The following is a 26,553-nucleotide window of genomic DNA, read 5'->3' as shown; positions in this document are numbered from 1 at the left end:
CCGGTCTTGCCAGTTGGATTGCGATGGTTCACCAATCCGCGACTGCAACCTGCCGGGACAAGCCTATGGCTGCCATATCAGCTGCCGCGCCTTTCGTGGCCCGCGATCGTGACCTGCGTAACCGGGCGCTGGTGCGCGGCTGGCTCTACGTCGTGCTCCTGGTGCTGTTTGTGCTGGTGCTGGTCGGCGGCGCCACCAGGCTCACCGAATCCGGCCTTTCGATCACCGAATGGAAGCCGATTCACGGCGTCATCCCGCCGCTCAACGACGCCGAATGGCAGGAGGAATTCCAGCGCTACCAGCAGATCCCGCAATATGCCGAGCTTAACAAGGGCATGAGCATCGAAGCGTTCAAGTCGATCTTCTGGTGGGAATGGCTGCACCGCATCCTGGCGCGCGGTGTCGGCCTGGTGTTCGCCGCGCCGCTGGTGTTTTTCTGGGCGACACGCCGCATCGAGCGCGGCCTTGGACCGAAGCTTATCGGGATTCTTCTTCTCGGCGGCCTGCAGGGCGCGATCGGCTGGTGGATGGTGGCGTCAGGGCTGGTCGACCGGGTCTCCGTCAGCCCGTACCGGCTGGCGACGCATCTGACGCTGGCCGCGCTGATCTTCACTGCGACCATGGTGGTCGCGCGTGGATTGGCCCCGCACTCCGAACCCGCCGCCGACCGTTCGACCCAGCGTCTGGCCGGCTTTCTGGTGCTGCTGGCGCTGATCCAGATCTATCTCGGCGGGCTGGTCGGCGGGCTCGATGCCGGCCTGAGCTACAACACCTGGCCGCTGATGGACGGTAGGCTCATTCCAGGCGATCTATTGATCCTCGAGCCGGCATGGCGCAATTTCTTCGAGAGCCCGAAGACGGTCCAGTTCATCCACCGGCTCGGCGCCTACGCGATTTTCGTCGCAGCACTTTGGCACATGATCGCGACGCACCGCCGCCAGCCCGGCAGGACGCATGCGCGCCGCGCGACGCTGCTGTTTCTGCTGGTGCTGGTGCAGGCCCTGATCGGCATCGGCACGTTGCTGATGCAGGTGCCGCTGCACATGGCGCTGACGCATCAGGCATTCGCGCTTGTCCTGCTGGGGTTTGCCGCAGCGCATTGGCGCGGCACCAAAGGCGCTTATCCCATGCCCAGCCAGATCGCCGTCAGAGGCTGAGCCGCACCGTCCTGATCGCCGTGGCAATGGACAATTCGCGGCTTTCCTCGATCGCATTGCCGTCTTCATGATGCCATGACGCCGACAGGCAGCCATAGGCGATGGCGTGATCCAGAATGGCTGGCGGCGTCTGGCCGAGCGTCTTGGCGAAGATCTCGGCCATGTCGGCAATTCGCCGAGGATCGCGGCAAAGGTCGTCGCGGTCGAGCGGATTGTAGAACATGTTCGCCGCGTCGAAGCCGGGATCGCCGAGAACGCCCTTCGGATCGATCGCCAGCCAGCCGCGCGATCCCAGCATGATGTTGTCGTGATGCAGGTCGCCATGCAGCGGCAGCACGTCGACCGGATCGGCCAACAGCCATTCCGCAGTCGCAGCCGCTTCGACGTAGAGGCTCTTTTCGCCGGCGTCGCGATCGACCCTCGCCTTGTTGAACAGGCTGGAAAACCGTACCCGCAGCGGCTGCAGATCCGGTGGGGCAGGGTGGTCCGATGGCGAGAACAGTCTTGCCATCACTTCGGCCGCGATTGCTGTAGCGGCATTGTCTCCCTGCTCCGCGAGAACCTGCGACAGCAAGGTTTCACCGGCATATTCGAGCAGCATGCAGTGGCCGTCGCGGCCGAGCAGCCGTACCGCGCCTTCGCCGCGCCGCCAGGCGAGAAAATAGGCGCCGCGCAATTCGTCTTCGACGTCGTCGAAAGCCTTGAGGGCCTTGACGATCGCCGGCGAGCCGTCCTCGCGAAAAACCTTCCAGATGCGGCTGCTGAACGTCTCGGCGATCAGTTCTGGCGCGGTGACCTTCCAGCGGCTTGGAAATGCCGGAGCGTCCATTCAGTGCCTGAGGCCGAGCATCAGATCCATGTTCTGCACGGCAGCACCCGAGGCGCCCTTGCCGAGATTGTCGTAGACGGCGAGCAGCAGCGCCTGGGCCCTGTCGTCGTTGGCGAAGACATGGAGCATCATCCGGTTGGTGCCGTTGTAGATTTCGGGATCGATCTCCGGCACGCGCTCCAGCTGCGCATAGGGCGCCACCTCGACCACTCCGCCATCGATCGCGGCGAAATGGTCGGCAATCGCCGCGTGGAGCTCGGCGCCGGTCGGCACATAGTCGAGGCCGCCGAGCTGCAGCGGCACCACGGTGATCATGCCTTGCGCGAAATTGCCGACCGCCGGCTGCATGATCGGGTCATGCGACAGCTTCGCATAGGTCCTGAGCTCTGGCACGTGCTTGTGCTGCAGGGTCAGCCCGTAGGGCAGGAATTCCGACGCATCCTCGCCCTTGGCGACATAGTCCTCGATCATCGGCCGGCCGCCGCCCGAATAGCCCGTGATGCCGTTGACGGTAACCGGAAAATCCGGTGGCAACAGCCCGGCCGCCACCAGCGGCCTGAGCGTCGCGATCGGGCCTTGCGGCCAGCAGCCTGGATTGGTGACGCGCTTCGCCGAAGCGATCTTGCGCGCCTGAGCCTTGTCCATTTCGGCAAAACCATATTCCCAGCCTTCGGCGACGCGATGCGCGGTCGAGGCGTCGATAACCCTTGTCGTGTCGTTGGTGATCAGCGAGACGCTTTCCTTCGCGGCTGCGTCCGGCAGGCACAGGATCGCGACATCGGCGGCGTTGAGGAACTCGGCCCTGGCTGCCGGTTCCTTGCGGCGCTCGGTCGGAATCGAGATGATCTCCAGGTCACCGCGCTCGGCAAGCAGCGCCCTGATCTGGAGACCGGTGGTGCCGTGCTCGCCGTCGATGAAGATTTTCGGTTTCATTTGCCTGCCTGAATTCCTGTTATGTTAGATGCCGCTTGCCTGATTCAATACGGCGACGGCGTGATTGCCGTTGTTCAGCTCTTCGAGCCGGGCCTTTCGTTCCGCCAGCAGCCCGAGATAGTGCATGGCCACCGTCGACCCGGCAATTGCCGTTATATCGGCGTGATCATAGGCCGGCGCAACCTCCACGACATCGGCGCCGACGATATCGACCTGATTGATCTGGCGCAGCACCGACAGGATTTTTGCCGAGGATGGCCCGCCGGCGACCGGTGTGCCGGTGCCGGGCGCGAAGGCCGGGTCGAGGCAATCGATGTCAAAAGTGACGTAGGCCTTCTTGCCGCCGGTGCGGTCGACGATGGCATAGGCGATATCGGACGCGCGCATGTCCTCGACTTCGTGGCCGTACAGGATCTTGATGCCGAAGGTGTCGGGCGCATGGGTGCGGATGCCGATCTGGATCGAACGGTCGGGATCGATAATCCCCTCCTTGACCGCACGGCCGACGAAGGAGCCGTGATCGATGCGCTTGCCGTCGTCCGGCCAGGTGTCCTGGTGGGCGTCGAACTGCACCATGGCGAGCGGACCGTGGATGGCGGCATGCGCCTTGAGCAGCGGCCAGGTAACGAAATGGTCGCCGCCGAGCGATAGCAGGAAGGCGCCGGATTTCAGGATCTTTGCCGCCTCGCGCTCGATCGTTCCCGGCGTCTTCTGGTGATTGCCGCTGTCGAGCAGGCAATCGCCATAGTCGACCACGGCGAGATGTTCGAACAAATCGCGCGAAAACGGGTATTGCGGGTCGTTGTCGAGGATGGTCGAGGCGCGGCGAATCGCCTGCGGTCCGAAACGCGCGCCCGGCCGGTTGGTGACGGCGGCGTCGAAGGGGATGCCCCACACCACCGCGTCCGCGCCCTTCACGTCCTTCGTGTATTTGCGTCGCATGAACGACAGAGCGCCGGCATAGGTCGGCTCGAAGGACGCACCCGTCCTGGCCCGGGCGGTGAAGGCGTGGTCGATGTTGGTATTCGGCATGAAGCGATCTCCTGTGCGTCGAGGCGCAACCTTATTGGATATAATTCTAAGAAATGCGACCCCTTCCGAGGGCCATGGCCGTTCGAGCTCGGTCACAACTTCTTGCTTGCCAGGTGAGCCCGCATAGCAAACCCTGAAATTGCGTAGATATGCATGAATACAACCGAAAGTAGCTCGCCGTCCTGTCGTGGAATGGCTGTCAGCCCGGGAACGGAGCAGGTTTCAGCACGCCAAGCCGGCCACTGACCGCCAGGACGCCGGCATTGATCTCGGCAAGCATTTGCGAAGCCGGCTTCGTTCACTGGGCTGTCACGTGCGTCGCTTATCCGGGTCTGCATCCGGTAGGGGCGATTCTCATGCGAACGATCTGGCTCAACCTTCTGCTTGCCGCCGCCTCGGTGCTGTTCACTGGCTCGGCATCGGCAGGCGAAACACGCGCCAGGCAGATTCTCGACCGTTTCGAACACGCCAACCAGTGGCGCGACCATGTCATGGTGGCGGCACACCGCGCAGGCAGCCTGCAGGCCCGCAAGACGCTCTTTGCGGAGAACTCGATCGCCGCGCTCGAGGCATCGATCGCGCTTGGCGCCGAAATCGTCGAGGTCGACGTCAGGCGCACGAAGGACGGCCAGTTCGTCGTCATGCATGACAGCTGGCTCGACCGCACGACCAACTGCAAGGGCGAGGTGATCAAGCGCACCGTGGCCGAACTCAAGACCTGCAGACTGGTGATCGAAGGCACCGGCGCCGTCACCGACGAGCCGGTTTCGACGCTGCGCGAAATGCTGATGGCGACCAAGGACAGGATCCTCATCAACATCGACAACAAACTGGACGTAGACAGCCTGGCCGGCATGATCGCGGTGGCGCGTGACCTTGACATGGCCGAGCAGGTGATCGTCAAGGAAAACCTGTGGAATCCGGCCAGGATCACCACTGTCAAGGCCGCCATGGGTGCGATCGGCAGCGGTTTCCAGTTCATGCCGATCATTGCCGACGACGCGGTTCGCGACGCCGGTTTCGCCGAGAAAGTCAGCGGCGCCTTTTCGCCGCGCGCGGTCGAGATGATCAACTGGCGGGACGGCGCGGAGACGCTGACCGAAACCGGCGGGCCGCTGTTCAGCCCGCGCATGCGCGCGGCGGCGATAAGGGGCGACTGGCACATCTGGGCCAATACCTACGCCATCGTCAACAAGCCGGGCGGCTTCCTTGCCGGCGGTCGCGGCGATGAACTGGCGGTGTTCGCCAGCCTGCCGCGCGAGACCTACGGCTTCTGGGCCGAGCGCGGCGCCACCATCATCCAGACCGACGAGCCGAAAGCGGCGATCGAGTGGCTGGCCGCGAACGGCTACCGCGTGCCTTATTCAGCTGACGCGCGGCCGGCGGAGCCGGCGAATACGGCGAGCATCAATTAGAAATTCGACGTGGGTGCTTCCCCACCCGGCGGCGCTTCGCGCCGACCTCCCCATCGAGGGGAGGTAGCGTCGCGCTTTACATTCGGACCATCGTTCCGTCACCCGGCTGGCTTTTGCAGACCGTTCGGCGAGTGGGGAACTGCCGCGACCTCCTACCTCCCCTTGATGGGGGGTCTCGCCGGAGGCGCGGGTGGGGTGACAGCCGAGCAGCAAGAAGGCCGTCCGAAGGCGGCCTCCTTATGAAGCTGCGTAGCTCTTCGCCAATCCTCATGCAGCCATCGCCACGCCGTCCAACTCCCTGACGGCATCCTGCGGCAGATCGAGTTCGGCCGCGGCGAGGTTCTCCCGGAGATGCGCGACGGAAGAGGTGCCGGGGATGAGCAGGATATTTGGCGCGCGACCGAGCAGCCAGGCGAGCGCGACCTGCATGGGCGTGGCGCCCAGACGCTGAGCGACGCCCGATAAGGTAGACGACTGTAGCGGGTTGAAGCCGCCGAGCGGAAAGAACGGCACATAGGCGATGCCGTCATGGGCAAGTTCGTCGATCAGCGCGTCGTCACTCCTGTGCGCCAGATTGTACTGGTTCTGCACGCAGACGATCTCGGCGATCCGCCGTGCTTCTTTTATCTGCGCCGAGGTGGCATTACTCAACCCGATGTGACGCACCAGACCCTTTTGCTGCAGCCCGACCAGCACAGCGAATTGTTCTTCTATCGACCCTTCAGCGGGCCCATGCACATGGAATGTGATCCTGAGGTTGACCACGTCCAGCACGTCGAGCCCGAGATTGCGCAGATTGTCGTGCACCGCCTGGGCCAGCTCCTCGGGAGAGAAAGCGGGGAGCCATGAACCATCGGCGCCGCGGCGGGCGGCCGATCTTGGTGACGATGGTGAGGTCGTCGGAATAGGGCGCGAGCGCTTCGCGGATGAGCCGGTTGGTGACGTGTGGGCCGTAGAAGTCACTGGTGTCGATATGGTCGACGCCACGCGCGACGGCTTCGCGCAGCACGGCCAGGGCTGAGTCATGATCGTTAGGCGGGCCGAAAACACCGGGTCCGGCGAGTTGCATGGCGCCATAGCCGAGCCGCTTCACGGAGCGGTCGCCAAGAGTGAATGTACCTGACTTGTCGATGCTGGGCATGATCTGTCTCCTTCGAATGATGAAGCAGAAATAGCCGCTGTGCGCTGTCCTGATAATCCGCTACAATCCGCACGGGTTGTGCGGGATTGCGAACAGTGAATGTCGAACTTGGTGATCTGAATGCCTTCCTGGCGGTGGCGCGCGCCGGCGGTTTTCGCGAGGGCGCTCGTGCAAGCGGCGGCAGCGCGTCGCGTCTGAGCGAGGCGGTGCGCCGGCTGGAGACTCAACTCGGTGTCCGGCTGCTCAATCGCACGACACGCAGCGTCGCGCTGACCGACGCGGGTGTCGGCTTGCTGGCGCGGCTCGGCCCGGCCCTGAACGAGGTCGAGGCAGCACTTGACGTGGTAAACGGTTATCGTGACCGGCCGGCAGGCACGCTGCGCCTCAATGTGCCGGTCAGCGCGGCGCGGCTGGTGCTGCCCAGCATCGTCCCGGGGTTTCTCGCTGCCTATCCCGGCATCCGGCTAGAGGTGATCGCCGAGGAGAGCTTTGTCGACGTACTGGCGGCAGGCTGCGATGCCGGGATCCGTTACGACGAGCGGCTGGAACAGGACATGATCGCGGTGCCGATTGGACCGCGCCTTCAGCGCTTTGCCACCGCTGCCAGCCCTGCCTACCTTGACCGCCATGGCCGGCCGGAACACCCGCGCGACCTTCTCGGTCACGCCTGCCTGCGCGGCCGCTTCGCCAGTGGTGCGATGCCGCCATGGGAATTCGAGCGTGCCGGCGAGGTGGTACGGGTCGATCCGAAGGGGCCGCTTCTCGTGACCTTGGGCGGAGCGGCCGATCTCGCCGTCGATGCAGCCATCGCCGGTACCGGCCTTGTCAGCCTGTTCGAGGATTGGCTTCGCCCTTACTTTGAGAGCGGTGTGCTCGAACCCGTCCTCGAACCTTGGTGGCAGAGCTTCCCCGGGCCGTTCCTCTATTATCCCGGCCGGCGCCTTGTGCCGGCGCCGTTGCGGGCGTTTATCGACTTTATCAAGGACAGCCGGACCTGAGGTCTGCGCCAGGCATGAACTGCCCCCGGCGCCGTCACCCCACCCGGCGCTACGCGCCGACCTCCCCATCGAGGGGAGGTAGGGAATCGCGCCCTTACACTCAGACCATCGTTCTGGCGCCCGTCGGGCCTTAGACTCAAGGGGCGGGAGCTGCCCCGACCATCTACCTCCCCTGATGGGGAGGTCGCGCCGCAGGCGCGGGTGGGGTGATGGCTCGGCGCCAAAACAAAAGGCCGCCCGGAGGCGGCCTTTTCGACTGGCTGAAGCTGCGCAGTGCTTAGCGCTTCGAGAACTGGAACGAGCGGCGGGCCTTCGCCTTGCCGTACTTCTTGCGCTCGACGACGCGGCTGTCGCGGGTCAGGAAGCCGCCCTTTTTGAGCACGGCGCGCAGCGCCGGCTCGTAATAGGTCAGCGCCTTGGAGATGCCGTGACGCACGGCACCGGCCTGGCCGGAAAGCCCGCCGCCGATGACCGTGGCGACGATGTCGTACTGGCCGGCGCGGTTGGCGGCGATAATCGGCTGGTTGAGGATCATCTGCAGGACCGGGCGCGCGAAATATTCGGCGAACACCTTGTCGTTGACGACGATCTTGCCGGAGCCGGGCTTCACCCAGACACGGGCGATGGCGTTCTTGCGCTTGCCGGTGGCATAGGCGCGGCCCGACTTGTCGAGCTTCTGGACATGGACGGGTGCAGCCGGCTGCGTGTTGGTGTTGCCGGTGGCAGTTCCGAGTTCTGCGAGCGAGGAAAGCTCAGCCATTTTACGAAACCTTCTTGTTCTTGGCGTTCAGCTTGGCCACGTCGAGCGTGACGGGCTGCTGGGCGACATGCGGATGTTCCGTGCCTGCATAGACGCGGAGATTCTTCATCTGGCGACGGCCGAGCGGACCACGCGGGATCATGCGTTCGACGGCCTTCTCAACGACACGCTCGGGGAAACGGCCCTCGAGCAGCTGGCGCGCGGTGCGCTCCTTGATGCCGCCGGGGTGGCCGGTGTGCCAGTAATAGACCTTGTCGGTGAATTTCTTGCCGGTGAACACCACCTTGTCGGCATTGATGACGATGACGTTGTCGCCATCGTCGACATGCGGGGTGAAGGTGGGCTTGTGTTTGCCGCGAAGATGGTTGGCGATGACAGTGGCGAGACGGCCGACGACGAGACCCTCGGCGTCGATCAGCACCCACTTCTTCACCACATCCGCAGGCTTCTGCGAAAAGGTTGCCATGGATTGTTGCTTTCGGTTCGGACCTTCCCTATCGACGAACGACAAGGAAAGGCGTTTCTTGTTGCTTGGATTGACGCAGAGCGTTCGCCCGCCGCCAATAACAAAACGGCGGCCTTTGCGGACCGCTGTTCCGTGAGGGCTTATAGGTGAGGGGACTAGGGCAGTCAAGCTGCATTTCCTGGCTATGTCAGAAGGATTGCACTTCTAAATCAATGGGTTACAAGAAAGGTATTATTATACCACAGTGGAATCCATCAATTTGGTTAGCGCCTCCCGGGAATAGTTGCGGCCAGCAGGAGTCTAATGCCGACAGCAATCATGATTGCACCGGCCAGGCGTTCTTGCCAGACAAGAAAACCGGCATTGCGTGCCAGCCAGCCACCGACCGTACCTGAGGCCAAGGCCACAGCTCCCAGGACCAGAAAGCCCGTAGCCTTCATGGTGGCCCCGAGTACGATGAATTGCATCGCCGACGATCCTGTGGAGGCATGGACGAACTGCGGCAGCACTGCGAGCATGAAGACAAGTGCGGTAGGATTGGTCAGGTTGCAGATCATGCCTTGCCGAAAGGCGCCCGCCAAGCCTCCCTCGCTGGTCGTGACGATGCTGTCTCTTCCCGCTTGGTTCCGCACGAGCAAGAACTTTGTCCCGATTGCAATGAGGTACGCCGCTCCGAGCAGTTGCAGAAAGCCATACGCAATAGGCGAGGTCGTGATCAGCGATGCAAGTCCCATTGCCAGCAGCGGAATCTGGATCACGCCTGCGAAAACGCAGCCGGTCGCCGTTGCTAGTGCTGCCCGCCGGCCCTGTCCGATACCGCGGCTGATCACCAGAAGCATGTCCGGTCCGGGGCCGGATAGTTGATAGCCAAGCACTGCGACCAGGAATGCCAGATAGGTAGGAAGTTCGGGCATGTTTTTGCGGGCCTGATTGGAGCTGCGAACGTATTGTCGGACATTTCGTTCCGTTGCGGTCGTTTGGAACGAGCGGAAAACGTATTCCGTCCTGCAAATCAGGCCTGCGATTGAAAGCTGTTCTTCGGCGGGATCGAATAGGTTCCCGTGGCATGCGCTACCGTGTGGGCGTCCGGTCCGGCGACGATGTCGATCTCGAACACCATCAGGCTCTTGCCCAGCTTCAGGATGCGGCAATGGCCGTCGATCGGTCCGGCCTCGGCCTTGCGGACAAAATTGATGTTGAGATTGGTGGTGACCGAGAGCGCATCCGGCCCGGCATGCGAAAGCACGCAGACATAGCCGCCAATGTCGGCCAGCGTGAACAGCGACGGGCCCGACACGGTTCCGCCGGGGCGCAAATGCCGCTCGTCGGCGTTTAGGCGCACCGTGCAGCCGCCCGCAAACACGTCGATCGCCTCGTAGAAGGTGAATTGGTCGTTGAGCTGCGGATAGACGGTCTCCATCAGCGCATTGACCTGCGCCGCAGTCAGCACGGGCTTGAGATTGTTTTGGGCGGGCATAGGCGGTTTCCTATATACGGCGCCGTAGGGCCGGCGGTCTCAAGGCGAGGCGCTTGGCTGAGGCCACGCTGCCGAGAAAACACGCCTTAAGCCTGTTCTTCAATCGGCAGCGTGCTAGTTCTTTTGTTCCATGGCCCGCGCATCCGATGCCGCTGGCCGATAAAGAGGTAAGAGAGTATGGCTGAAATCGTCGCCATCAAGCCGGCTGTTGCCGAAGCTCCTGTTGTCACGAGGCTGGACAAGGGCGTGCTCCGCCTCACGCTCACCAACCCGCCGGCCAATGCGCTGTCGCTGGCGGTCATGGCGGCGCTGAAGGCGGAGCTCGACCGCGCGAAATCAGACAGATCCGTCCGCGTCATCGTCTTGGCGGCAGCCGGAAAAATGTTCTGCGCCGGACACGACCTCAAGGAAATGACCGCGCGCCGCACCGATGCCGATCGCGGCAAGGCGTTCTTCGAGGAGACGTTTTCCGCTTGCGCGGCACTGATGCAGGCGATCGTGCGCCATCCGAGGCCAGTGATCGCCGAGGTCGATGGCCTGGCGACGGCGGCCGGGGCGCAACTGGTCGCGAGCTGCGATCTGGCGATCGCCTCGCACGAGGCGACCTTCTGCACCCCCGGCGTCAATATAGGCCTGTTCTGCTCGACGCCGATGGTGGCGCTGTCGCGCAACGCTTCGCGCAAACATGCGATGGAGATGCTCTTGACCGGCGAGACGATCGATGCGGCAACGGCAAAGGAATTCGGCCTGGTCAACCGCGTGGTGCCGCGCGAATATCTGAATCAGATTGTCACCAAATACGCGCAAACCATTGCCGCCAAATCGTCTCTGGTCGTGAAGACCGGAAAGGAAGCCTTTTACGCGCAGGCCGAAATGGGATTGGCCGACGCCTATGCCTATGCCGGCCGCGTCATGGTCGAAAACATGCTGGCGCGCGACGCGGAAGAGGGCATCGGCGCCTTCATCGGCAAGCGCAAGCCGGAATGGACGGAGGAATAGGGACGGAGAATAGACATGGAGCCTCGCATCTCCATCATCACCATTGCCGTCGACGATCTCGAGCGCGCCACGCGCTTCTATGAGGCGATGGGCCTGACCCGCCATGCCGGCATCACCGAGGGCGTCGCCTTCTTCCAGATGGGCGGCGTCATTCTCGGGCTGTTCCCGCGCGCAAGCGCCGAAGCGGATTCAGGCATTCCTTTCGGCACGGCGCCGTCGGCGATTTACCTCGCCTATAACACCCGTTCCGACGCGGAGGTCGATGACGTGCTGACGATGGCCGAGAAGGCCGGCGGCCGCATCGTCAAGCCGGCCGGCCGCGCCTTCTGGGGCGGCTGGTATGGTTATTTCGCCGACACCGAAGGGCATGTCTGGGAAGTGGCGCACAATCCGGCTTTTCCGATCGCGGAAGATGGCAGCATCTCACTGCCGAGCTGATCCTTCTGCCAGATGGCATATCGAAACGCGGGCGCCCTATCCCAAGCGCATCCTACCTCGCCGCTGCTGATGGCCAGTCCCGGTGCGCGGTTGTTCCGCATCAGCCGGTTCGGCCTCGACCGATTTCCACGATACTTTTTCGCCGGTTTCTGCAACGATGCGGATGGTTTTCTCGCCCAAGCTCTGTATGAGGACGAGGCATGAACCACGACGCCTACGACAATGCCTATATCGCCGGCATCCTCAATTCGGTGAAGACCATCGCCATGGTCGGCGCGTCCGCCAATGATGTGCGGCCAAGCTATTTCGTGCTGAAATACCTGCTGGGCAAGGGCTTTTCGGTGTTCCCGATCAACCCCGGCCAGGCCGGCAAGGAAATCCTTGGCCGGATGACCTATGCCAGGCTCGCCGACGTTCCCGAGCCGATCGACATGGTCGACGTTTTTCGCGGCTCGGCGGCGGTGCCGGGCGTCGTCGACGAGGTCTTGCGGCGCGATCCGTTGCCGAAAGTCATCTGGATGCAGCTTGGCGTGCGCCATGACGAGGCAGCCGCACGGGCCGAGGCTGCCGGCATCAAGGTGGTGATGAACCGCTGCCCCAAGATCGAATATGGCAAGCTGTCGGGCGAGATCGGCTGGACCGGCGTCAACTCAGGCGTGCTGTCGTCCAAGAAGCCGCTGATGCGGCCGGGATTCCAGAGTTTTGGCGTTCGCCAGAAGTAGGTGGTGAATGGTGAATAGAAGGATTTTTCTGGAAGGCGGGCAAAGCCGCATATGAGCCGCTTGCAATCAGGATGAGGCTGGCCGACTTTCCCATTCACCATTCACCATTCACCATTCACCATTCACCATTCACCATTCACCATTCACCATTCACTATTCAGGGGAGGTAATCGATGACCCGCACGCCCGGTTTCAACACGCTCGCCGTCCATGCCGGCGCCAAGCCGGATCCGGCGACCGGCGCGCGTGCAACGCCGATCTACCAGACGACCTCCTTTGTCTTTGATGATACCGACCATGCCGCCTCGCTGTTCGGGCTAAAAGCCTTCGGCAACATCTACACCCGGATCATGAACCCGACGCAGGCGGTGCTGGAAGAGCGTATCGCGGCACTCGAAGGCGGCACGGCGGGGCTGGCGGTGGCGTCCGGCCATGCAGCGCAGGTGCTGGTCTTCCACAATCTGATGCAGCCGGGCGACAATTTCGTCGCCGCAACAAGGCTTTACGGCGGCTCGATCAACCAGTTCGGCCACGCCTTCAAGAATTTCGGCTGGCAGGTGCGCTGGGCCGACACCAACGACATCTCGACCTTCGAAAGCCAGATCGACGAAAACACCAAGGCGATCTTCATCGAGAGCCTGGCCAATCCGGGCGGCGTCTTCGTCGACATCGAAAAGATCGGCGACATCGCCCGCAAGCACGGCCTGCCGCTGATCGTCGACAACACGCTGGCCTCGCCCTATCTGGTGCGGCCGATCGAGCATGGCGCCGACATTGTCGTGCATTCGCTAACCAAGTTCATCGGCGGCCACGGCAATTCCATCGGCGGCGCGATTGTCGATGGCGGTACCTTCGACTGGTCGAAATCCGGCAAATATCCGATGCTGTCGGAGCCGCGCCCCGAATATGGCGGCCTCGTCCTGCACGAAACCTTCGGCAATTTCGCTTTCGCCATAGCCGCGCGCGTGCTTGGCCTGCGCGACATGGGCCCGGCGATCTCGCCCTTCAATGCGTTCCTGATCCTGACCGGCCTGGAAACCCTGCCGCTCAGGATGCAGCGCCATTGCGACAATGCGGTCACCGTCGCCGCGTGGCTGTCCAACCACCCCAAGATCGCCTGGGTGTCCTATCCCGGCCTGCCCAGCGACAACAACAACGCGCTGCAGAAGAAGTATTCGCCGCTTGGCGCCGGCGCGGTGTTCACCTTCGGCCTGAAGGGCGGCTATGCGGCGGGCATCAAATTCGTCGAGGCGCTCGAACTGTTCTCGCACCTTGCCAATGTCGGCGACACCAAGTCGCTGGTCATCCATCCGGCATCGACCACGCATCGGCAACTGTCCGACGAGCAGAAGGTCGCCGCCGGCGCTGGGCCAGATACGGTCCGGCTCTCGGTCGGCATCGAGGATGTCAACGACATCGTCGCTGATCTGGAACAGGCTCTCGCCAAGGTCTGACCCCTGCTGGAACGAGCCCTCATGACCGCGCCGAATTTCCTCTCCGTCGATACTGAAAGCGTCGAGCCGGAATCTGGCGCGCCGGCGCCGGATCGCCTGATTTCAGGCGATCCGAAGTTCCGCACCTGGAATGTCGAGGAACGCGACGGCGGCCTCTATGCCGGCATCTGGGAGGCGACGCCGGGCAAATGGCGCATCGAGTATGACGAATGGGAGTTCTGCCACATCCTGTCGGGCGTTTCAGTGATATCCGAGGAGGGCGGCGAGGCGCGCACCGTCAGGGCCGGCGACAGTTTCGTGCTCAGGCCGGGCTTTAGGGGCAGCTGGGAAGTGCTTGAAACGACTCGCAAGGAATATGTGATCCGCCTTTAGAGCTTTGGGCTTCACAGAAGGCGATCGATGTCGGCATCGGAAAATCCGTATCCGATCATCATGTCCCTGTGCCAGGGACTTCCAAGCAAATCATTGAGGCATGAATCGATGCGCTGGCGCAGGATCACGTTGCCTTTGGCGAGAGCGAAAGCGCCGGCGGCTGGCTGTTTTTCGGCTGCCGGAACGTCGATGACCGCAAAAGGCGCGTTGGGACGCTGAGCGAGATAGCCACGATGCGCCATAGCGACACTTGCATAGGCATGCACCACGCCGGCAGCGACAGCATCGGCCGCGCCCGCTTGCGTGGCGAAAATTCTTATCCGCTCGGGTGGAACGCCATTTTGCAAGGCTGTCTGATGTTGGATCTGGCCCGATATGACGGCGATCAACGCCGCCTCATCTGCGGCGATGGATCGATAGCCCTTGAATTCGCGCGGATTGCCTTTCGCGACCAGCAGCCCGTCCTGCAAGACCCAGATCGGTCGCGTGAAGTCGACGGATTTCTTGCGTTCGTCCGAAATGAACAGGCCGGTGGTCATGTCCCACTCGCCCTTGGCCAGTCCGGGAAGCAGTTTGGCGAACTCGGTCTCGATGGGCGAAAAGACCTCTAGCCGCAACACTTTGCAAACCTTCTGCGCGAGCTTGACGTCGCAGCCGGAGACATCTCCGGAAGCGTCCGTGAAGCAGAAAGGAGGCTCCTGCAAAAATGCGAACGTCATCTTTTCGGTCATGCGATATCAGCCTCAGGTCCGCTGTTCTCAAAAGCGCACGGCGAGCGTTTCCAGCCCATGGAAATGATAGGTGTCGCGAAAGCGCGGCCGTTCGGCGAGATGGAGCCGCGGCAGGCGCTCGAACAAGGTTTTCAGCGATAGCTGCAATTCGAGCCGGGCGAGCGGCGCGCCGATGCAGAAATGAATGCCGGCGCCGAACGAGACGTTCTTCTGGTCCCTACGATCCGGCCTGAAGGCGAAGGGTTCGGCAAAGGCAGCCGGATCATGATTGGCCATGCCGAGCAGCAGGCCGATCGTCTGGCCCGGCCGCACGATGACACCGGGACCGACCTCGATCTCTTCATAGGCATAACGCGTGAACATGTGCAGCGGCGCGTCGAAGCGCAGGCATTCCTCGACGGTCGCAGCAGTGGCTTCCGCGGACATGAAGAAACGTCGCGGGTCGCCGCCTTGCGCGAGGATCGAGCGCACCGCATTGCCTGTCTGGTGAACGGTCGCCTCATGGCCGGCGTTGAGCAGCAGGATGGCGGAGGACACCAGTTCGTCCTCGGAGAGCTTCTGGCCGTCCTCATGTGCCGCAATCAGCAGCGACAACAGATCGTCGCCGGGGTTTTTGCGCCCCTCGGCAACATGGCCGCGCAGGAAATTCGAAAAATCATGTGCCGCGCGATTGGCTGTCTCTTCCGCTTCGCGCGTGCGGCCGTGCATGTACATGGCGACCATCTGATGCGACCAGTCGAGCAGTTGCGGCCCCATCTCGACCGGCACGCCGAGCATTTCGGCAATGATGGTGATCGGCAAAGGCGAGGCGAAAGCCGGCAGCAGGTCGACTTGGCCCGGCTCGAAACGGTCGATCAGCTCGTTGGCGAGCGCCTCGACGCGTGGCCTGAGCCGCTCGACCTGACGCGAGACGAAGGCGCGGTTGACCAGCGTTCTGAGCCTGGTGTGCACGGGCGGCTCCAGCTCCAGCATCGAATTGGCCTCGATGCCGTCGAAGGTGCTGAGATGGGTGCGGTCCTCGCCGACGCCGCTTCTGTCAGGGATGCCGGCCGGGTTCTGGCGGCCGAAGCGGCGGTCGCGCAGCAGCCGGTTGACGTCATCGAAGCCGCCAAAGCACCAGCAGCCGAACTCTTCCCAGAAGAAGACATTCGATGCGCCATGCATGAACGCATAAGCCGCGTAGGGGTTCTGGAAGAAAGCCGCCTCGTGTGGATCGAGCCGCACATGGCGGGTGGCCGGATCGAAGGCCAGGTAAGTTGGTGGCACCAAATCGGTCATTCTGGATCATTAGCGCATGACCCCGAAAACCGGAATCGGTTTTCGGAAAGGATCATGCGCAGATTCTAAAGTGTTGGAGCGTCCTTTGCGCGTCCATCGACGCGCGGCGCTCCAAGGCTTGCCAGCTTGATGCCAGACCGTATGTTGGCGCGGCAATCCTTCTAGTTAAGCCAGCCACGCGGCTGCGGAAAGACGGTTTTGATGAATGTGATCGTGGTCGGTGCAGGCATTGCGGGGCTTTCGACGGCGTGGTCGCTGGTCAAGGCTGGGCACCGGGTCTCGATCGTTGAGCAGGGACCGATTCCCAATCCGCTTGCCGCCTCGGGCGACCATCACCGCATCATCCGCCGCGCCTATGGCGCAGCCTCGGGTTATGGCCGGCTGATCACCGAAGCCTATGAGGCCTGGGACGAGATGTGGGCCGATCTCGGCGAAAGCCATCTCGACCCCCGCGGCTTCATCTGCATTTCGCGCGAGCCGGGAGACGAAGCCGAGGAATACCGCGAGGGCATGGAAGCCGGGAACTACCCGATCGAACTGTTCGAGCCGGACGCCGCGGCTAAACGCTGGCGGTTCCTGCAGCCCGGCTCGTTCCGCTACGCGTATTTTTCGCCGGAGGGTGGTGCGCTGCATTGTCGCAAGATTGCCTCCCGCCTCGCCGGATGGCTGCGGAGAAACGGCGCCAATGTCTACGAGAACAGCAAGGTGACGGAGGTCGACGCCGAGGCTGGCCGCCTCGTGCTTGAAAGCGGCGAGACGATGCAGGCCGACCGCATCGTCATCGCCGCCGGTGCCTGGGTGCTGAAACTGTTTCCGGAGCTGGGTGGCGACCTGAAGACCTGGCGCACCGCGCTCGCCTATGTCGAACCGCCGGCGGATCTGAAAGCGGCGTGGCAGACGGCCCCGGTCATCCTCGATGTCGGCGGCGCCGTCGACGGCTACGTGATCCCGCCGTCCGGCGGCGCCGGCATGAAATTCGGCTCGGGCCTGCACAGGGTGCCGACCAGCGATGCCGACTGGAACCGCCAGCCGGTGGCGGGCGAGGGCGAGGCGATCCGCGACCTGTTTTCGCCGCCGATTGCCCGTGTCGAAGAATATGAGGTGACCGAGGTCGTCACCTGCGCCTACACCTTCACCGCCGACGAAAAATTCCTGGCGCATGAGAAGGGCAAATGCCTTGTCGTCTCGGCCTGCTCCGGCCACGGCTACAAGTTCGGCGCGGCGGTCGGCAGGCGTGTCGCAGCGACCGTCGGCAATGGCGACGTCGGCGGCTTGAAGGTGTGGCTGCGGGCGGAGGCGGTCTGACCTAAAACCGGCAGTGCCGCGGAATACGCACTTGCCGCCAGCGCGACGAGCCCTCGCGGACCAGAACCCGGCGCGCCACCGTCTGGTAGGAGGCGGGAAAATTGACGATCCGCCGCTGCTCCGGCTGCACCGGAACCTCCTCGGCGACGCTCTCGTATTCGGCGGGACTGACGACGCGCCGTTGGCGCTCCGGCTGCACCATCACGGTCTCGGCTACCCGTTCATAGCGCGCCTTGTGCCTGATCTTGCACAGCACCTTGCGGCCATTGATGACGCGCCATCCCCAGGAGTCGCCGCCGTCATCGACCTTCACCATGCGGTAGATGGTGCGGCTAATGGCAGGCACGATCTCGTAGCTGACACGCGCCGGTGCAATCTGCACCACCCGCTCGCGCGTCCCGTAGATCGCCGGAACATACTCCACCTGCTGACCGGCCGGGCTGACGAGCACGTTTTCGTAACTGTCTCGTAGACGGACGGCCTGTGGACCTGCTCGTAGCATTCGACCCCGCCGGCAGCCGTTTCGGACACCATGCCGAGAACGGCGAGGCTGGCGATGGCCGAGGAAGCAGTTTTCCCGATCATGGCACTGTTTGAACCTTCAGTTCAAGCTCAACGCTGAATTGTAGGGGAAGCTGCATCGCGGGAAAGCAGTTTCGATATTTTGTTAAGCGACGCGGTTAAGAAAGTGCTACTCGGCAGCGCAGCCGCGCCGCTTCAACAGCAGCCGGTGCAGCTTCGGGCGAATTCTGTGCAGAAACCTTGATTCGACTTAACCGGATGGCTAGGAGGGGGCGGCCTTGCGCTAGGGTGAGCCGACATCCTATTTACTGGGATAACGATCCAGAACCGATTCTGCCCCGACTTGCTAATCTCCCGGCGCCGGAATCCCATCTTCAATAAGGGATAGTCCATGAAGAACCCCGTCGAAACCTACATGAACCTCGTTCCGATGGTGGTCGAGCAGACCAATCGCGGCGAGCGGGCCTACGACATTTTCTCGCGGCTCCTGAAAGAGCGGATCATTTTCATCACCGGTCCGGTCGAGGACGGCATGGCGACGCTGGTCTGCGCGCAGCTCCTGTTCCTCGAAGCCGAGAATCCGAAGAAGGAAATCAACCTCTACATCAATTCGCCCGGCGGCGTCGTCACCTCGGGCATGGCGATCTACGACACCATGCAGTTCATCAAGCCGGCGGTGGCGACGCTGTGCATCGGCCAGGCCGCCTCGATGGGCTCGCTGCTTCTCACCGCCGGCGAGAAGGGCATGCGCTTCGCCACGCCGAACGCCCGCATCATGGTCCACCAGCCTTCCGGTGGTTTTCAGGGCCAGGCTTCCGACATCGAGCGCCACGCCCAGGACATCATCAAGCTGAAGCGCCGTCTCAACGAGGTCTATGTCAAGCACACCGGCAAGAGCTACGACGAGATTGAGAGGACGCTCGACCGCGACCATTTCATGACCTCCGACGAGGCCAAGGAATTCGGCCTCATCGACAAGGTCATTTCGTCGCGTGAGCCGATCGAGGGTCTTGCCACATAAGCCCGGTGGCAGTTGGATGGCGGGAAAACACGCTTTTGATGCCGCTTGCGGCATTTCGGCCACAATTGGCTGTTCCCACGACGGGAGCGATTGCCTACGTTAAGCCTATGTTGATTTTCGACGGCTTAGCTTTGTGCGGGGTTGGTGCGAATCATTGCGACGTTTTCTGATATGTGTTTCGTATGGAATGCGTTGCGGGAGCCGGACTACTGGCGGTGGCGATTTCCCGCGATAGATTAAGATATGCGCCCTTTCAACCAGACCATCGGCGGGCGGCTATGAAAGGACATGAAAATGAGCAAGGTCGGCAACAGCGGCGGTGATTCCAAGAACACGCTTTATTGCTCGTTTTGCGGCAAAAGCCAGCACGAAGTGCGCAAGCTGATCGCCGGCCCGACGGTGTTCATCTGCGACGAATGCGTCGAGCTCTGCATGGACATCATCCGCGAGGAGAACAAGACCTCAATGGTGAAGTCGCGCGAGGGCGTGCCGACCCCGCAGGAGATCCTCAAGGTTCTCGACGACTACGTCATCGGCCAGCCCTACGCAAAGCGCGTGCTGTCGGTGGCCGTCCACAACCACTACAAGCGCCTCGCGCATGCCGGCAAGAACAACGACGTCGAGCTGGCGAAGTCCAACATCTTGCTGATCGGCCCGACCGGTTGCGGCAAGACTCTGCTTGCGCAGACGCTGGCCCGCATCATCGACGTGCCGTTCACCATGGCCGATGCGACGACGCTGACCGAGGCCGGCTATGTCGGTGAGGACGTCGAGAATATCATCCTGAAGCTCTTGCAGTCGGCCGACTACAATGTCGAGCGTGCCCAGCGCGGCATCGTCTACATCGACGAGATCGACAAGATCTCACGCAAGTCGGACAATCCCTCGATCACCCGCGACGTGTCGGGCGAGGGCGTGCAGCAGGCGCTGTTGAAGATCATGGAAGGCACGGTCGCGTCCGTGCCGCCGCAGGGCGGCAGGAAGCATCCGCAGCAGGAATTCCTGCAGGTCGACACCGCCAACATCCTGTTCATCTGCGGCGGCGCCTTCGCCGGGCTGGACAAGATCATCTCGGATCGCGGCCGCAAGACCTCGATCGGCTTCGGCGCCACCGTCGCGTCGCCCGAGGATCGCCGCACCGGCGACGTTTTCCGTCTGGTCGAGCCTGAAGATCTGTTGAAGTTCGGCCTCATTCCCGAGTTCGTCGGCCGTCTGCCGGTCCTGGCAACGCTGGAGGACCTCGACGAGCCGGCGCTGATCCAGATCCTGACCGAGCCGAAGAACGCGCTGGTCAAGCAGTATCAGCGGCTGTTCGAGATGGAGAATGTCGACCTGACCTTCCATGAGAATGCGCTGTCGGCCATCGCCAAGCGCGCTATCGAGCGCAAGACCGGCGCGCGCGGCCTGCGCTCGATCATGGAAGCGATCCTGCTCGACACGATGTTCGAACTGCCGGCGCTGGAAGGCGTGCGCGAAGTGGTTATTTCGGAAGAGGTGGTGTCCGGCAACGCCAGGCCGCTCTACATCTATTCCGAGCAAAAGGAAAAGAAGGGCAACGTCAGCGCCTGACGTACCCTCTTTAGTGGAGTTCTTCAAATGGCGCCGCGAGGCGCCTTTTGTTGTTTAGACGGGGCCGACTTGTGATGAACGGGCCGACTTGTGATGAACGGCCCGACTTTTGATGAACGGTTTGTGACGGATTGGATGAACGGTTTCGTGTCGACCCTTGATCTTTGTCCCGCGTGCCTCCAACTAACGGAGGAAGGCCGTGGCGCCGAATTCTGTGCTGTAAAACTCCCGTCACAAACGGTGGTAGGCGGAACCATCCCCGGTCGTTAATATGAGATTCGCGGTTGGCCGATTGGCGGCCGCGACATGAAAGGTTGGACAATGGCCAAAATATCCAAGGCTCCCAGCGACGGCGTCTTCGCAGTCCTCCCACTGCGCGACATCGTGGTGTTCCCGCACATGATCGTTCCGCTCTTCGTTGGGCGTGAAAAGTCGATCAAGGCGCTGGAAGAGGTGATGGGTCAGGAAAAGCAGATCCTGCTTGCGACCCAGATGAATGCCGCCGATGACGATCCCGAGTCCGATGCGATCTTCGACATCGGCACGCTCGCCAATGTGCTGCAGTTGCTGAAGCTGCCGGACGGCACCGTTAAGGTGCTGGTCGAAGGCGCCTCGCGCGCGAAAATCGTTTCGTTCACCGACCGTCCCGACTTCCACGAGGCCCGCGCCGCGGCGCTGGTCGAACCGGATGAGGAAGAGGTCGAGGTCGAGGCGCTGGCCCGTTCCGTCGTCACCGACTTCGAGAACTACGTCAAGCTGAACAAGAAGATCTCGCCCGAAGTGGTGGGTGCCGCCAGCCAGATCGACGACTATTCCAAGCTCGCCGATACGGTTGCCTCGCATCTTGCCATCAAGATCCCCGAGAAGCAGGAGATGCTGGCCACGCTTTCGGTCAAGGAGCGGCTGGAAAAGGCGATGGGCTTCATGGAAGCCGAAATCTCCGTCCTGCAGGTCGAGAAGCGCATCCGTTCGCGCGTCAAGCGCCAGATGGAGAAGACCCAGCGCGAATACTACCTCAACGAGCAGATGAAGGCGATCCAGAAGGAGCTCGGCGAAGGCGAGGACGGCCGCGACGAGGCCGCCGAGATCGAGGCGCGCATCAAGAAGACCAAGCTCTCCAAGGAGGCCCGCGAAAAGGCGGAAGCCGAACTGAAGAAGCTGCGGACGATGTCGCCGATGTCGGCTGAATCGACCGTCGTGCGCAACTATCTCGACTGGATCCTGTCGATACCGTGGGGCAAGAACTCCAAGGTCAAGCAGGATCTGGCCTTCGCCCAGAACGTGCTCGACACCGACCATTTCGGCCTCGACAAGGTCAAGGACCGCATCGTCGAATATCTCGCCGTGCAGAGCCGCCAGAAGAAGCTGAAGGGGCCGATCCTGTGCCTCGTCGGACCTCCCGGTGTCGGCAAGACCTCACTCGGCAAGTCGATCGCCAAGGCGACCGGCCGCGAGTTCATCCGCATGGCGCTGGGCGGCGTGCGCGACGAGGCCGAGATCCGCGGTCACCGGCGCACCTATATCGGCTCGATGCCCGGCAAGGTCATCCAGTCGATGAAGAAGGCGAAGAAGTCCAACCCGCTCTTCCTGCTCGACGAGATCGACAAGATGGGCCAGGATTTCCGCGGCGATCCGTCGTCGGCGTTGCTCGAGGTGCTCGATCCCGAGCAGAACTCGACGTTCATGGACCACTATCTCGAGGTCGAATACGACCTGTCGAGCGTGATGTTCGTGACCACGGCGAACACGTTGAATATCCCTGCGCCCTTGATGGACCGCATGGAGATCATCCGTATCGCCGGCTACACCGAGGACGAGAAGATCGAGATCGCCAAGCGCCACCTGATGCCCAAGGTGATCCGCGATCACGCGCTGCAGCCGCACGAGTTCTCCGTCGGCGAGGACGCGATCCGCGGCATCATCCAGACCTACACCCGTGAAGCGGGCGTCAGGAGCCTGGAGCGCGAGCTGATGAAGCTCGGCCGCAAGGCGGTGACCGAGATCCTGAAGACGAAGAAGAAGACGGTCGACATCACGGCGGACAATCTCGCCGACTACCTTGGTGTTCCGCGCTTCCGCTTCGGTCAGGTCGAGGCCGACGATCAGGTCGGCGTTGTCACCGGGCTCGCCTGGACGGAAGTTGGCGGCGAGCTGCTGACGATCGAAGGCGTCATGATGCCCGGCAAAGGCCGTATGACGGTGACCGGCAATCTGCGCGACGTGATGAAGGAATCGATCTCGGCGGCGGCCTCCTACGTCCGCTCGCGGGCTCTCGATTTCGGCGTCGAGCCGCCGCTGTTCGACAAGCGCGACATCCACGTCCACGTGCCCGAGGGCGCTACGCCCAAGGACGGACCGTCGGCGGGTGTGGCGATGGCGACGGCGATCGTCTCGGTGCTGACCGGCATTCCGGTCAGGGCCGACGTGGCGATGACCGGCGAGATCACGCTGCGCGGCAGAGTGCTGCCGATCGGCGGGCTCAAGGAGAAGCTGCTTGCAGCGCTTCGCGGCGGCATCAAGAAGGTGCTGATCCCGGAAGACAACGCCAAGGACCTGGCGGAGATTCCGGACAACGTGAAGAACGGTATGGAGATCGTTCCGGTCGCGCGGGTCGGTGAAGTCTTGCGCCATGCGCTGGTGCGTATGCCGGAGCCGATCGACTGGGTCGAACCAGCCAATGCGCCGGCTGCGGTGGATGCCGGAGACGACGCCGGCAAGTTGTTGGCTCATTAGATCGTGCTAAAGTTGCAATGCACAAGAGAGAGCCGGGCCCCAGCGCCCGGCTTTTTCATGAAAAAACCCCGGAATTCCGGGGTTTTTTCGACTCTTTTGACGCTTTTCGACTTGGTTGCGGAAGCGCTTCTTTCTAAAGTCCGTTTCCTGCCGGATGAGTCGTACGTTCCGGTTTCTCATGGAAGGGAATTTTTATGAACAAGAACGAACTGGTGTCCGCTGTCGCCGATGCCGCGAGTATTTCGAAGGGTGACGCGCAGTCGGCGGTCGATGCGGTGTTCTCCGTCATCACCGGCGAACTGAAGAAGGGCGGCGATGTCCGGCTTGTCGGCTTCGGAAATTTTACCGTGTCAAAACGCGCTGCCTCGACCGGCCGCAATCCGCAGACCGGCGCGGAAGTGCAGATTCCGGCGCGCACCGTGCCGAAGTTTTCGGCCGGCAAGGGCCTCAAGGACGCAGTCAACTAAGCGGGCTTCGAACCTTTTTCAGCGACCAGAAAAGCCGGGCATGCCCCGGCTTTTCTTTTGCGCCCGACCTTTTGTCTCGGCCGGCAATCGTCGAGATGGCAGCAGGCGGCTTTATGCCGTCGGTGCATCGGCGCGCATCAGCCCTTCGTTCTTGAGATCGGCCCAGAGTGCTGATGGCAGCTTCGCGTCGAGCAGCGACCGATTGCTTTCGACCTCGCTCGGCCGCTGGCCGCCGGGGATCACCGACACGACCGAAGGGTGCAGCAGCGGAAATTGCAGTGCCGCCTCGATCAGGCGCACACCGTGGCGCTGGCAGACGGCCTCGATGCGCGCGACGCGGTCGATGATGTCCTGCGGCGCCTCGGTGTAATTGTAATAGGCGCCGGGCTTCGGACCGGTTGCCAGGATGCCGGAATTATACGGCCCGCCGAGAACGATGCCGATGCCGCGCTTCTGGCATAGCGGCAGGAAGGATTGCAGCGCGTCCTGCTCCAGCAGCGTATAGCGCCCGGCAAGCAGGAAAAGGTCGAAGTCGCCGCGCTCGGCAAGTGTCTGGGCAACCTGCCATTCGTTGATGCCGCCGCCGAACGCCTTGATGACGCCCTGGTCACGCAGGGACAGCAGCCCGTAATAGCCCGAGCGCATGAACTCCTCGATGCGCTGGTCCGAGGCCTCCTTGCTGCCATGGGTGAAGACGTCGACGTCATGCACGAAAAGAATGTCGATGCGGTCGACGCCGAGGCGTTCCAGCGAGGCTTCGAAGGAGCGCATGACGCCGTCATAGCTGTAGTCGTAGACCTCGCGGCGCGACGGCGTGTCGAAGAACTTGCCGATGCCGGTGCGCTGGTCCGGCGGGCAGGCGCGCATGATGCGGCCGACCTTGCTCGACAGCACATAGTCGTCGCGCTTTTTCGAGCGCAGGAACGGATTGAGCCGCGTTTCCGACAGGCCAAGCCCGTAGAGTGGCGCGGTGTCGTAGTAACGGCAGCCGACTTGCCATGCGGTCTCCAGGGTGGCCTTGGCATCCTCGTCGGAGACAGCACGATAGAGATTGCCGAGCGGCGCCGTGCCGAAGCCAAGTTCCGTGAACGCGATGCCGCCATTGCCGATGCGGTCGAAATGCCGTGTCTTCATGCCCTGTCGTTTCCTGGTTGATTTGTCTGACATGACACTATCACGCCCGTGGCACAGCAAAAGCGCGCAGCGCCGTTGGACACGGATTTTCGCGGCGGTAGCATGAATGAAAACAAGCTGTTCGGCGGAAAAAATGATCAGACAATCCAGACCTTTTTCGGCCCCCGGCAGACTGGCGGAACCGTCATGACCAGGGCCGGCACCGATCTGTTCGCGATCGCGTTGGGCGAGCTTGGCGGCGTGCTGGAGCGAGTGGATGAAAGCAGCATCGACGCCGCCTGCGCAATGCTGGCCGGTGCGCAAAAGATCGCCGTCTATGGCTGCGGCCGCGAGGCCTTGCAGGTCAAGGGCTTCGCCATGCGGCTCTACCATCTCGGCCTGCCGATCTCTGTGGTCGGCGACATGAACACGCCGCCGCTCGCGGCGGGGGACGTCTTTTTCGTCAGTTCCGGGCCGGGCGAAACCTCGACCGTGCTCACCCTGATGCGGGTCGCTTGCGAGGCGGGTGCGACAGTCCTGCTGCTAACTGCCCAGACCGGGAGCAGCGCGGCAAAACTTGCCGACTTCACCTTGCTCGTCCCGGCGCAGACGATGGCCGACGACCAGGGTTCGGAAAAGACATCCGTGCTGCCGATGGGGTCGGTCTTCGAAGGCGCGTTGTTCCTGTTGTTCGAGGTGATGGTGCTGAAGCTCAGGACAATCACCGGCATGTCGCCCGAGGCGATGCGTGCCCGTCACACCAACATGGAATAGATCATGCGCTACGAGTTGATGCTGCCCAACCAGATCCGCAAGGCGATCGCCGAAAACTGGCCGGTCGTCCTCCCGCTCGGTGTACTCGAATACCACGGCGAGCACATGGCCGTCGGCATGGACACGCTGGCGGTCGTCAAGACGCTGGAGCTGTTCGAGCGCGAAGCCGACATCGTCATCCTGCCGCCCTTTTATTACGGTGCGGCTAGCTATGCGGTAGCGCCGCCTGAAGGCAGCGGCTCGGTGCAGGTCGGCGGCAACGCGCTGGCGCCGTTCGCTGAGGAATTGTTCTACAGCCTGCTGCGCATCGGCTTTCGCGACGTCCATGCCATCATCCACCACCAGACCGAGAATTTCGCCGCCGGCATGCCGACCGATCTCGCCTTCAAGAGCGCCGGCCGGCAGGCGATCTTCCGCTTCCTCGAAAAGGAGCGCGGCGAGGGCTGGTGGGGCTCGCAGGCGATGGCCGATTACTATTCCGGACATGCCGAAGGCGCCAATTTCTTCAACTGGATACAGGTGCATCCGCTGATGCCGGCGGCGACGGACGGCCAGTATCCGTTCGATCATGCCGGCATCGGCGAGACGTCACTGATGCTGGCGCTATGTCCGGAAGCGGTGGACGCCGGCCGCTTCGCCGACAATACGGGATGGTACACGGCGACCGCCCCTGAGGCTTCAATGGAACTGGGGCAAAAGGGCGTCGCCATGCTCCTCGAGCATTTGCGGGCGATATTGTCGCGCTGATGCGCCATTTCGAGCGTTGCAGGATGCAGGATGAAAACCGTAGCGATCCTTCGCGCCCCCCTCTGTCCTGCCGGACATCTCCCCCACAAGGGGGGAGATA

At 62.6% G+C, this 26,553-nt stretch carries 26 protein-coding genes and 2 pseudogenes; 16 read left to right on the top strand and 12 right to left on the bottom strand.

Features of this window, described 5'->3' with window-relative positions; translation table 11 throughout:
* The first annotated feature begins 65 nt into the window (after positions 1-65).
* Positions 66-1,157 (top strand): COX15/CtaA family protein, encoded by a 1,092-nt coding sequence (locus NMG70_RS12965; protein WP_254024883.1) that lies wholly within the window; start codon positions 66-68, stop codon positions 1,155-1,157.
* On the opposite strand, the gene NMG70_RS12960 is transcribed toward NMG70_RS12965, so the two are convergent.
* Genes NMG70_RS12960 through speB form a run of 3 tightly spaced genes read right to left on the bottom strand, consistent with a single transcriptional unit; the run spans position 1,147 to position 3,951 of the window.
* Positions 1,147-1,986: an aminoglycoside phosphotransferase family protein gene (locus NMG70_RS12960; protein WP_254024882.1), complete on the bottom strand. Its 840-nt coding sequence runs from the start codon at positions 1,984-1,986 to the stop codon at positions 1,147-1,149. The two genes, NMG70_RS12965 and NMG70_RS12960, sit on opposite strands and share 11 nt — an antisense overlap.
* Entirely contained in the window at positions 1,987-2,919 is a 933-nt protein-coding gene (gene argC / locus NMG70_RS12955) for an N-acetyl-gamma-glutamyl-phosphate reductase (protein WP_254024881.1), read from the bottom strand.
* A gap of 24 nt (positions 2,920-2,943) precedes the next feature.
* Complete coding sequence (gene speB / locus NMG70_RS12950; RefSeq protein ID WP_254024880.1) at positions 2,944-3,951, bottom strand: agmatinase; 1,008 nt, start codon at positions 3,949-3,951, stop codon at positions 2,944-2,946.
* A 356-nt stretch (positions 3,952-4,307) separates the two neighbouring features.
* Between speB and NMG70_RS12945 the strand changes: the two genes are divergently transcribed.
* Entirely contained in the window at positions 4,308-5,366 is a 1,059-nt protein-coding gene (locus tag NMG70_RS12945; protein WP_254024879.1) for a glycerophosphodiester phosphodiesterase family protein, read from the top strand.
* Positions 5,367-5,633: 267 nt separating this feature from the next.
* On the opposite strand, the pseudogene NMG70_RS12940 reads toward NMG70_RS12945, so the two are convergent.
* Positions 5,634-6,507 (bottom strand): annotated as a pseudogene (locus tag NMG70_RS12940) (aldo/keto reductase family oxidoreductase).
* Positions 6,508-6,602: 95 nt separating this feature from the next.
* On the opposite strand from NMG70_RS12940, the gene NMG70_RS12935 reads away from it, so the two are divergent.
* Positions 6,603-7,505, top strand: coding sequence for a LysR family transcriptional regulator (locus NMG70_RS12935; protein ID WP_254024878.1), 903 nt, complete (start codon positions 6,603-6,605; stop codon positions 7,503-7,505).
* A 277-nt stretch (positions 7,506-7,782) separates the two neighbouring features.
* Here NMG70_RS12935 and rpsI read toward each other — a convergent pair whose 3' ends face one another.
* The 4 genes from rpsI to NMG70_RS12915 form a co-directional block, all read right to left on the bottom strand.
* Positions 7,783-8,265 carry a 30S ribosomal protein S9 gene (gene rpsI / locus NMG70_RS12930; RefSeq protein WP_023717316.1) on the bottom strand — a complete coding sequence of 161 codons (483 nt, stop codon included), beginning with the start codon at positions 8,263-8,265 and terminating at the stop codon, positions 7,783-7,785.
* 1 nt (position 8,266) lies between these two features.
* The gene (rplM, locus tag NMG70_RS12925; protein ID WP_023798353.1) at positions 8,267-8,731 is read right to left on the bottom strand and encodes a 50S ribosomal protein L13; all 465 of its coding nucleotides are present in this window, start codon (positions 8,729-8,731) and stop codon (positions 8,267-8,269) included.
* A 263-nt stretch (positions 8,732-8,994) separates the two neighbouring features.
* On the bottom strand, positions 8,995-9,645 hold the full coding sequence (locus NMG70_RS12920; protein WP_436798382.1) for a LysE family translocator: 651 nt from the start codon (positions 9,643-9,645) through the stop codon (positions 8,995-8,997).
* 98 nt (positions 9,646-9,743) lie between these two features.
* Positions 9,744-10,208: a PaaI family thioesterase gene (locus NMG70_RS12915; protein ID WP_254024876.1), complete on the bottom strand. Its 465-nt coding sequence runs from the start codon at positions 10,206-10,208 to the stop codon at positions 9,744-9,746.
* Positions 10,209-10,385: 177 nt separating this feature from the next.
* Here NMG70_RS12915 and NMG70_RS12910 point away from each other — a divergent pair, with 177 nt between their 5' ends.
* From NMG70_RS12910 to NMG70_RS12890, 6 genes and pseudogenes are all read left to right on the top strand, one after another.
* Positions 10,386-11,207, top strand: a complete 822-nt coding sequence (locus tag NMG70_RS12910; protein WP_254024875.1) for an enoyl-CoA hydratase — start codon at positions 10,386-10,388, stop codon at positions 11,205-11,207.
* Positions 11,208-11,222: 15 nt separating this feature from the next.
* Positions 11,223-11,645: a VOC family protein gene (locus NMG70_RS12905; protein WP_254024874.1), complete on the top strand. Its 423-nt coding sequence runs from the start codon at positions 11,223-11,225 to the stop codon at positions 11,643-11,645.
* A gap of 57 nt (positions 11,646-11,702) precedes the next feature.
* Positions 11,703-11,849: pseudogene (locus NMG70_RS33260) on the top strand (AAA family ATPase); the annotation flags it as partial.
* Positions 11,846-12,367 carry a CoA-binding protein gene (locus NMG70_RS12900; RefSeq protein ID WP_254024873.1) on the top strand — a complete coding sequence of 174 codons (522 nt, stop codon included), beginning with the start codon at positions 11,846-11,848 and terminating at the stop codon, positions 12,365-12,367. The pseudogene NMG70_RS33260 and the gene NMG70_RS12900, both read left to right, overlap by 4 nt.
* A gap of 173 nt (positions 12,368-12,540) precedes the next feature.
* Positions 12,541-13,821, top strand: a complete 1,281-nt coding sequence (locus NMG70_RS12895; protein ID WP_254024872.1) for an O-acetylhomoserine aminocarboxypropyltransferase — start codon at positions 12,541-12,543, stop codon at positions 13,819-13,821.
* Between the two features lie 21 nt (positions 13,822-13,842).
* Positions 13,843-14,193, top strand: coding sequence for a cupin domain-containing protein (locus tag NMG70_RS12890; protein ID WP_254024871.1), 351 nt, complete (start codon positions 13,843-13,845; stop codon positions 14,191-14,193).
* A gap of 11 nt (positions 14,194-14,204) precedes the next feature.
* Here the strand turns inward: NMG70_RS12890 and NMG70_RS12885 are convergent, their stop codons facing one another.
* Positions 14,205-14,924 carry a transporter substrate-binding domain-containing protein gene (locus tag NMG70_RS12885; protein WP_254024870.1) on the bottom strand — a complete coding sequence of 240 codons (720 nt, stop codon included), beginning with the start codon at positions 14,922-14,924 and terminating at the stop codon, positions 14,205-14,207.
* Positions 14,925-14,951: 27 nt separating this feature from the next.
* Positions 14,952-16,202 carry a cytochrome P450 gene (locus tag NMG70_RS12880; RefSeq protein ID WP_254024869.1) on the bottom strand — a complete coding sequence of 417 codons (1,251 nt, stop codon included), beginning with the start codon at positions 16,200-16,202 and terminating at the stop codon, positions 14,952-14,954.
* 201 nt (positions 16,203-16,403) lie between these two features.
* On the opposite strand from NMG70_RS12880, the gene NMG70_RS12875 reads away from it, so the two are divergent.
* Positions 16,404-17,507 carry an NAD(P)/FAD-dependent oxidoreductase gene (locus NMG70_RS12875; protein WP_254024868.1) on the top strand — a complete coding sequence of 368 codons (1,104 nt, stop codon included), beginning with the start codon at positions 16,404-16,406 and terminating at the stop codon, positions 17,505-17,507.
* 1 nt (position 17,508) lies between these two features.
* Here NMG70_RS12875 and NMG70_RS12870 read toward each other — a convergent pair whose 3' ends face one another.
* Positions 17,509-17,958 (bottom strand): hypothetical protein, encoded by a 450-nt coding sequence (locus tag NMG70_RS12870; RefSeq protein ID WP_436798381.1) that lies wholly within the window; start codon positions 17,956-17,958, stop codon positions 17,509-17,511.
* Positions 17,959-18,420: 462 nt separating this feature from the next.
* Here NMG70_RS12870 and clpP point away from each other — a divergent pair, with 462 nt between their 5' ends.
* The 4 genes from clpP (at position 18,421) to NMG70_RS12850 (ending at position 23,819) form a co-directional block, all read left to right on the top strand.
* Positions 18,421-19,050 (top strand): ATP-dependent Clp endopeptidase proteolytic subunit ClpP, encoded by a 630-nt coding sequence (clpP, locus tag NMG70_RS12865; RefSeq protein WP_023798344.1) that lies wholly within the window; start codon positions 18,421-18,423, stop codon positions 19,048-19,050.
* Between the two features lie 294 nt (positions 19,051-19,344).
* Complete coding sequence (gene clpX / locus NMG70_RS12860) at positions 19,345-20,619, top strand: ATP-dependent Clp protease ATP-binding subunit ClpX (protein ID WP_027155315.1); 1,275 nt, start codon at positions 19,345-19,347, stop codon at positions 20,617-20,619.
* A gap of 321 nt (positions 20,620-20,940) precedes the next feature.
* Positions 20,941-23,352, top strand: a complete 2,412-nt coding sequence (gene lon / locus NMG70_RS12855) for an endopeptidase La (protein ID WP_254024867.1) — start codon at positions 20,941-20,943, stop codon at positions 23,350-23,352.
* A gap of 194 nt (positions 23,353-23,546) precedes the next feature.
* Positions 23,547-23,819: an HU family DNA-binding protein gene (locus NMG70_RS12850; RefSeq protein WP_023798342.1), complete on the top strand. Its 273-nt coding sequence runs from the start codon at positions 23,547-23,549 to the stop codon at positions 23,817-23,819.
* Between the two features lie 111 nt (positions 23,820-23,930).
* Here the strand turns inward: NMG70_RS12850 and NMG70_RS12845 are convergent, their stop codons facing one another.
* Positions 23,931-24,953: an aldo/keto reductase gene (locus NMG70_RS12845; RefSeq protein ID WP_254025128.1), complete on the bottom strand. Its 1,023-nt coding sequence runs from the start codon at positions 24,951-24,953 to the stop codon at positions 23,931-23,933.
* A 186-nt stretch (positions 24,954-25,139) separates the two neighbouring features.
* Between NMG70_RS12845 and NMG70_RS12840 the strand changes: the two genes are divergently transcribed.
* Positions 25,140-25,706 (top strand): SIS domain-containing protein, encoded by a 567-nt coding sequence (locus NMG70_RS12840; protein WP_254025127.1) that lies wholly within the window; start codon positions 25,140-25,142, stop codon positions 25,704-25,706.
* A 3-nt stretch (positions 25,707-25,709) separates the two neighbouring features.
* Positions 25,710-26,453 carry a creatininase family protein gene (locus NMG70_RS12835; RefSeq protein ID WP_254024866.1) on the top strand — a complete coding sequence of 248 codons (744 nt, stop codon included), beginning with the start codon at positions 25,710-25,712 and terminating at the stop codon, positions 26,451-26,453.
* Positions 26,454-26,553 lie beyond the last annotated feature (100 nt).

Origin of the sequence: Mesorhizobium ventifaucium, from assembly GCF_935822925.1 — a bacterium.
Taxonomy (GTDB): Bacteria; Pseudomonadota; Alphaproteobacteria; order Rhizobiales; family Rhizobiaceae; genus Mesorhizobium; species Mesorhizobium ventifaucium.
This window is presented reverse-complemented; position numbering and strand designations above follow the sequence as displayed.

Coding starts and splice junctions, on each gene's coding strand:
- NMG70_RS12965 (WP_254024883.1), top strand. CDS start 66: ATGGCTGCCATATCAGCTGCCGCGCCTTTCGTGGCCCGCGATCGTGAC.
- NMG70_RS12960 (WP_254024882.1), bottom strand. CDS start 1,986: ATGGACGCTCCGGCATTTCCAAGCCGCTGGAAGGTCACCGCGCCAGAA.
- argC (WP_254024881.1), bottom strand. CDS start 2,919: ATGAAACCGAAAATCTTCATCGACGGCGAGCACGGCACCACCGGTCTC.
- speB (WP_254024880.1), bottom strand. CDS start 3,951: ATGCCGAATACCAACATCGACCACGCCTTCACCGCCCGGGCCAGGACG.
- NMG70_RS12945 (WP_254024879.1), top strand. CDS start 4,308: ATGCGAACGATCTGGCTCAACCTTCTGCTTGCCGCCGCCTCGGTGCTG.
- rpsI (WP_023717316.1), bottom strand. CDS start 8,265: ATGGCTGAGCTTTCCTCGCTCGCAGAACTCGGAACTGCCACCGGCAAC.
- rplM (WP_023798353.1), bottom strand. CDS start 8,731: ATGGCAACCTTTTCGCAGAAGCCTGCGGATGTGGTGAAGAAGTGGGTG.
- NMG70_RS12920 (WP_436798382.1), bottom strand. CDS start 9,645: ATGCCCGAACTTCCTACCTATCTGGCATTCCTGGTCGCAGTGCTTGGC.
- NMG70_RS12915 (WP_254024876.1), bottom strand. CDS start 10,208: ATGCCCGCCCAAAACAATCTCAAGCCCGTGCTGACTGCGGCGCAGGTC.
- NMG70_RS12910 (WP_254024875.1), top strand. CDS start 10,386: ATGGCTGAAATCGTCGCCATCAAGCCGGCTGTTGCCGAAGCTCCTGTT.
- NMG70_RS12905 (WP_254024874.1), top strand. CDS start 11,223: ATGGAGCCTCGCATCTCCATCATCACCATTGCCGTCGACGATCTCGAG.
- NMG70_RS12900 (WP_254024873.1), top strand. CDS start 11,846: ATGAACCACGACGCCTACGACAATGCCTATATCGCCGGCATCCTCAAT.
- NMG70_RS12895 (WP_254024872.1), top strand. CDS start 12,541: ATGACCCGCACGCCCGGTTTCAACACGCTCGCCGTCCATGCCGGCGCC.
- NMG70_RS12890 (WP_254024871.1), top strand. CDS start 13,843: ATGACCGCGCCGAATTTCCTCTCCGTCGATACTGAAAGCGTCGAGCCG.
- NMG70_RS12885 (WP_254024870.1), bottom strand. CDS start 14,924: ATGACCGAAAAGATGACGTTCGCATTTTTGCAGGAGCCTCCTTTCTGC.
- NMG70_RS12880 (WP_254024869.1), bottom strand. CDS start 16,202: ATGACCGATTTGGTGCCACCAACTTACCTGGCCTTCGATCCGGCCACC.
- NMG70_RS12875 (WP_254024868.1), top strand. CDS start 16,404: ATGAATGTGATCGTGGTCGGTGCAGGCATTGCGGGGCTTTCGACGGCG.
- clpP (WP_023798344.1), top strand. CDS start 18,421: ATGAAGAACCCCGTCGAAACCTACATGAACCTCGTTCCGATGGTGGTC.
- clpX (WP_027155315.1), top strand. CDS start 19,345: ATGAGCAAGGTCGGCAACAGCGGCGGTGATTCCAAGAACACGCTTTAT.
- lon (WP_254024867.1), top strand. CDS start 20,941: ATGGCCAAAATATCCAAGGCTCCCAGCGACGGCGTCTTCGCAGTCCTC.
- NMG70_RS12850 (WP_023798342.1), top strand. CDS start 23,547: ATGAACAAGAACGAACTGGTGTCCGCTGTCGCCGATGCCGCGAGTATT.
- NMG70_RS12845 (WP_254025128.1), bottom strand. CDS start 24,953: ATGAAGACACGGCATTTCGACCGCATCGGCAATGGCGGCATCGCGTTC.
- NMG70_RS12840 (WP_254025127.1), top strand. CDS start 25,140: ATGACCAGGGCCGGCACCGATCTGTTCGCGATCGCGTTGGGCGAGCTT.
- NMG70_RS12835 (WP_254024866.1), top strand. CDS start 25,710: ATGCGCTACGAGTTGATGCTGCCCAACCAGATCCGCAAGGCGATCGCC.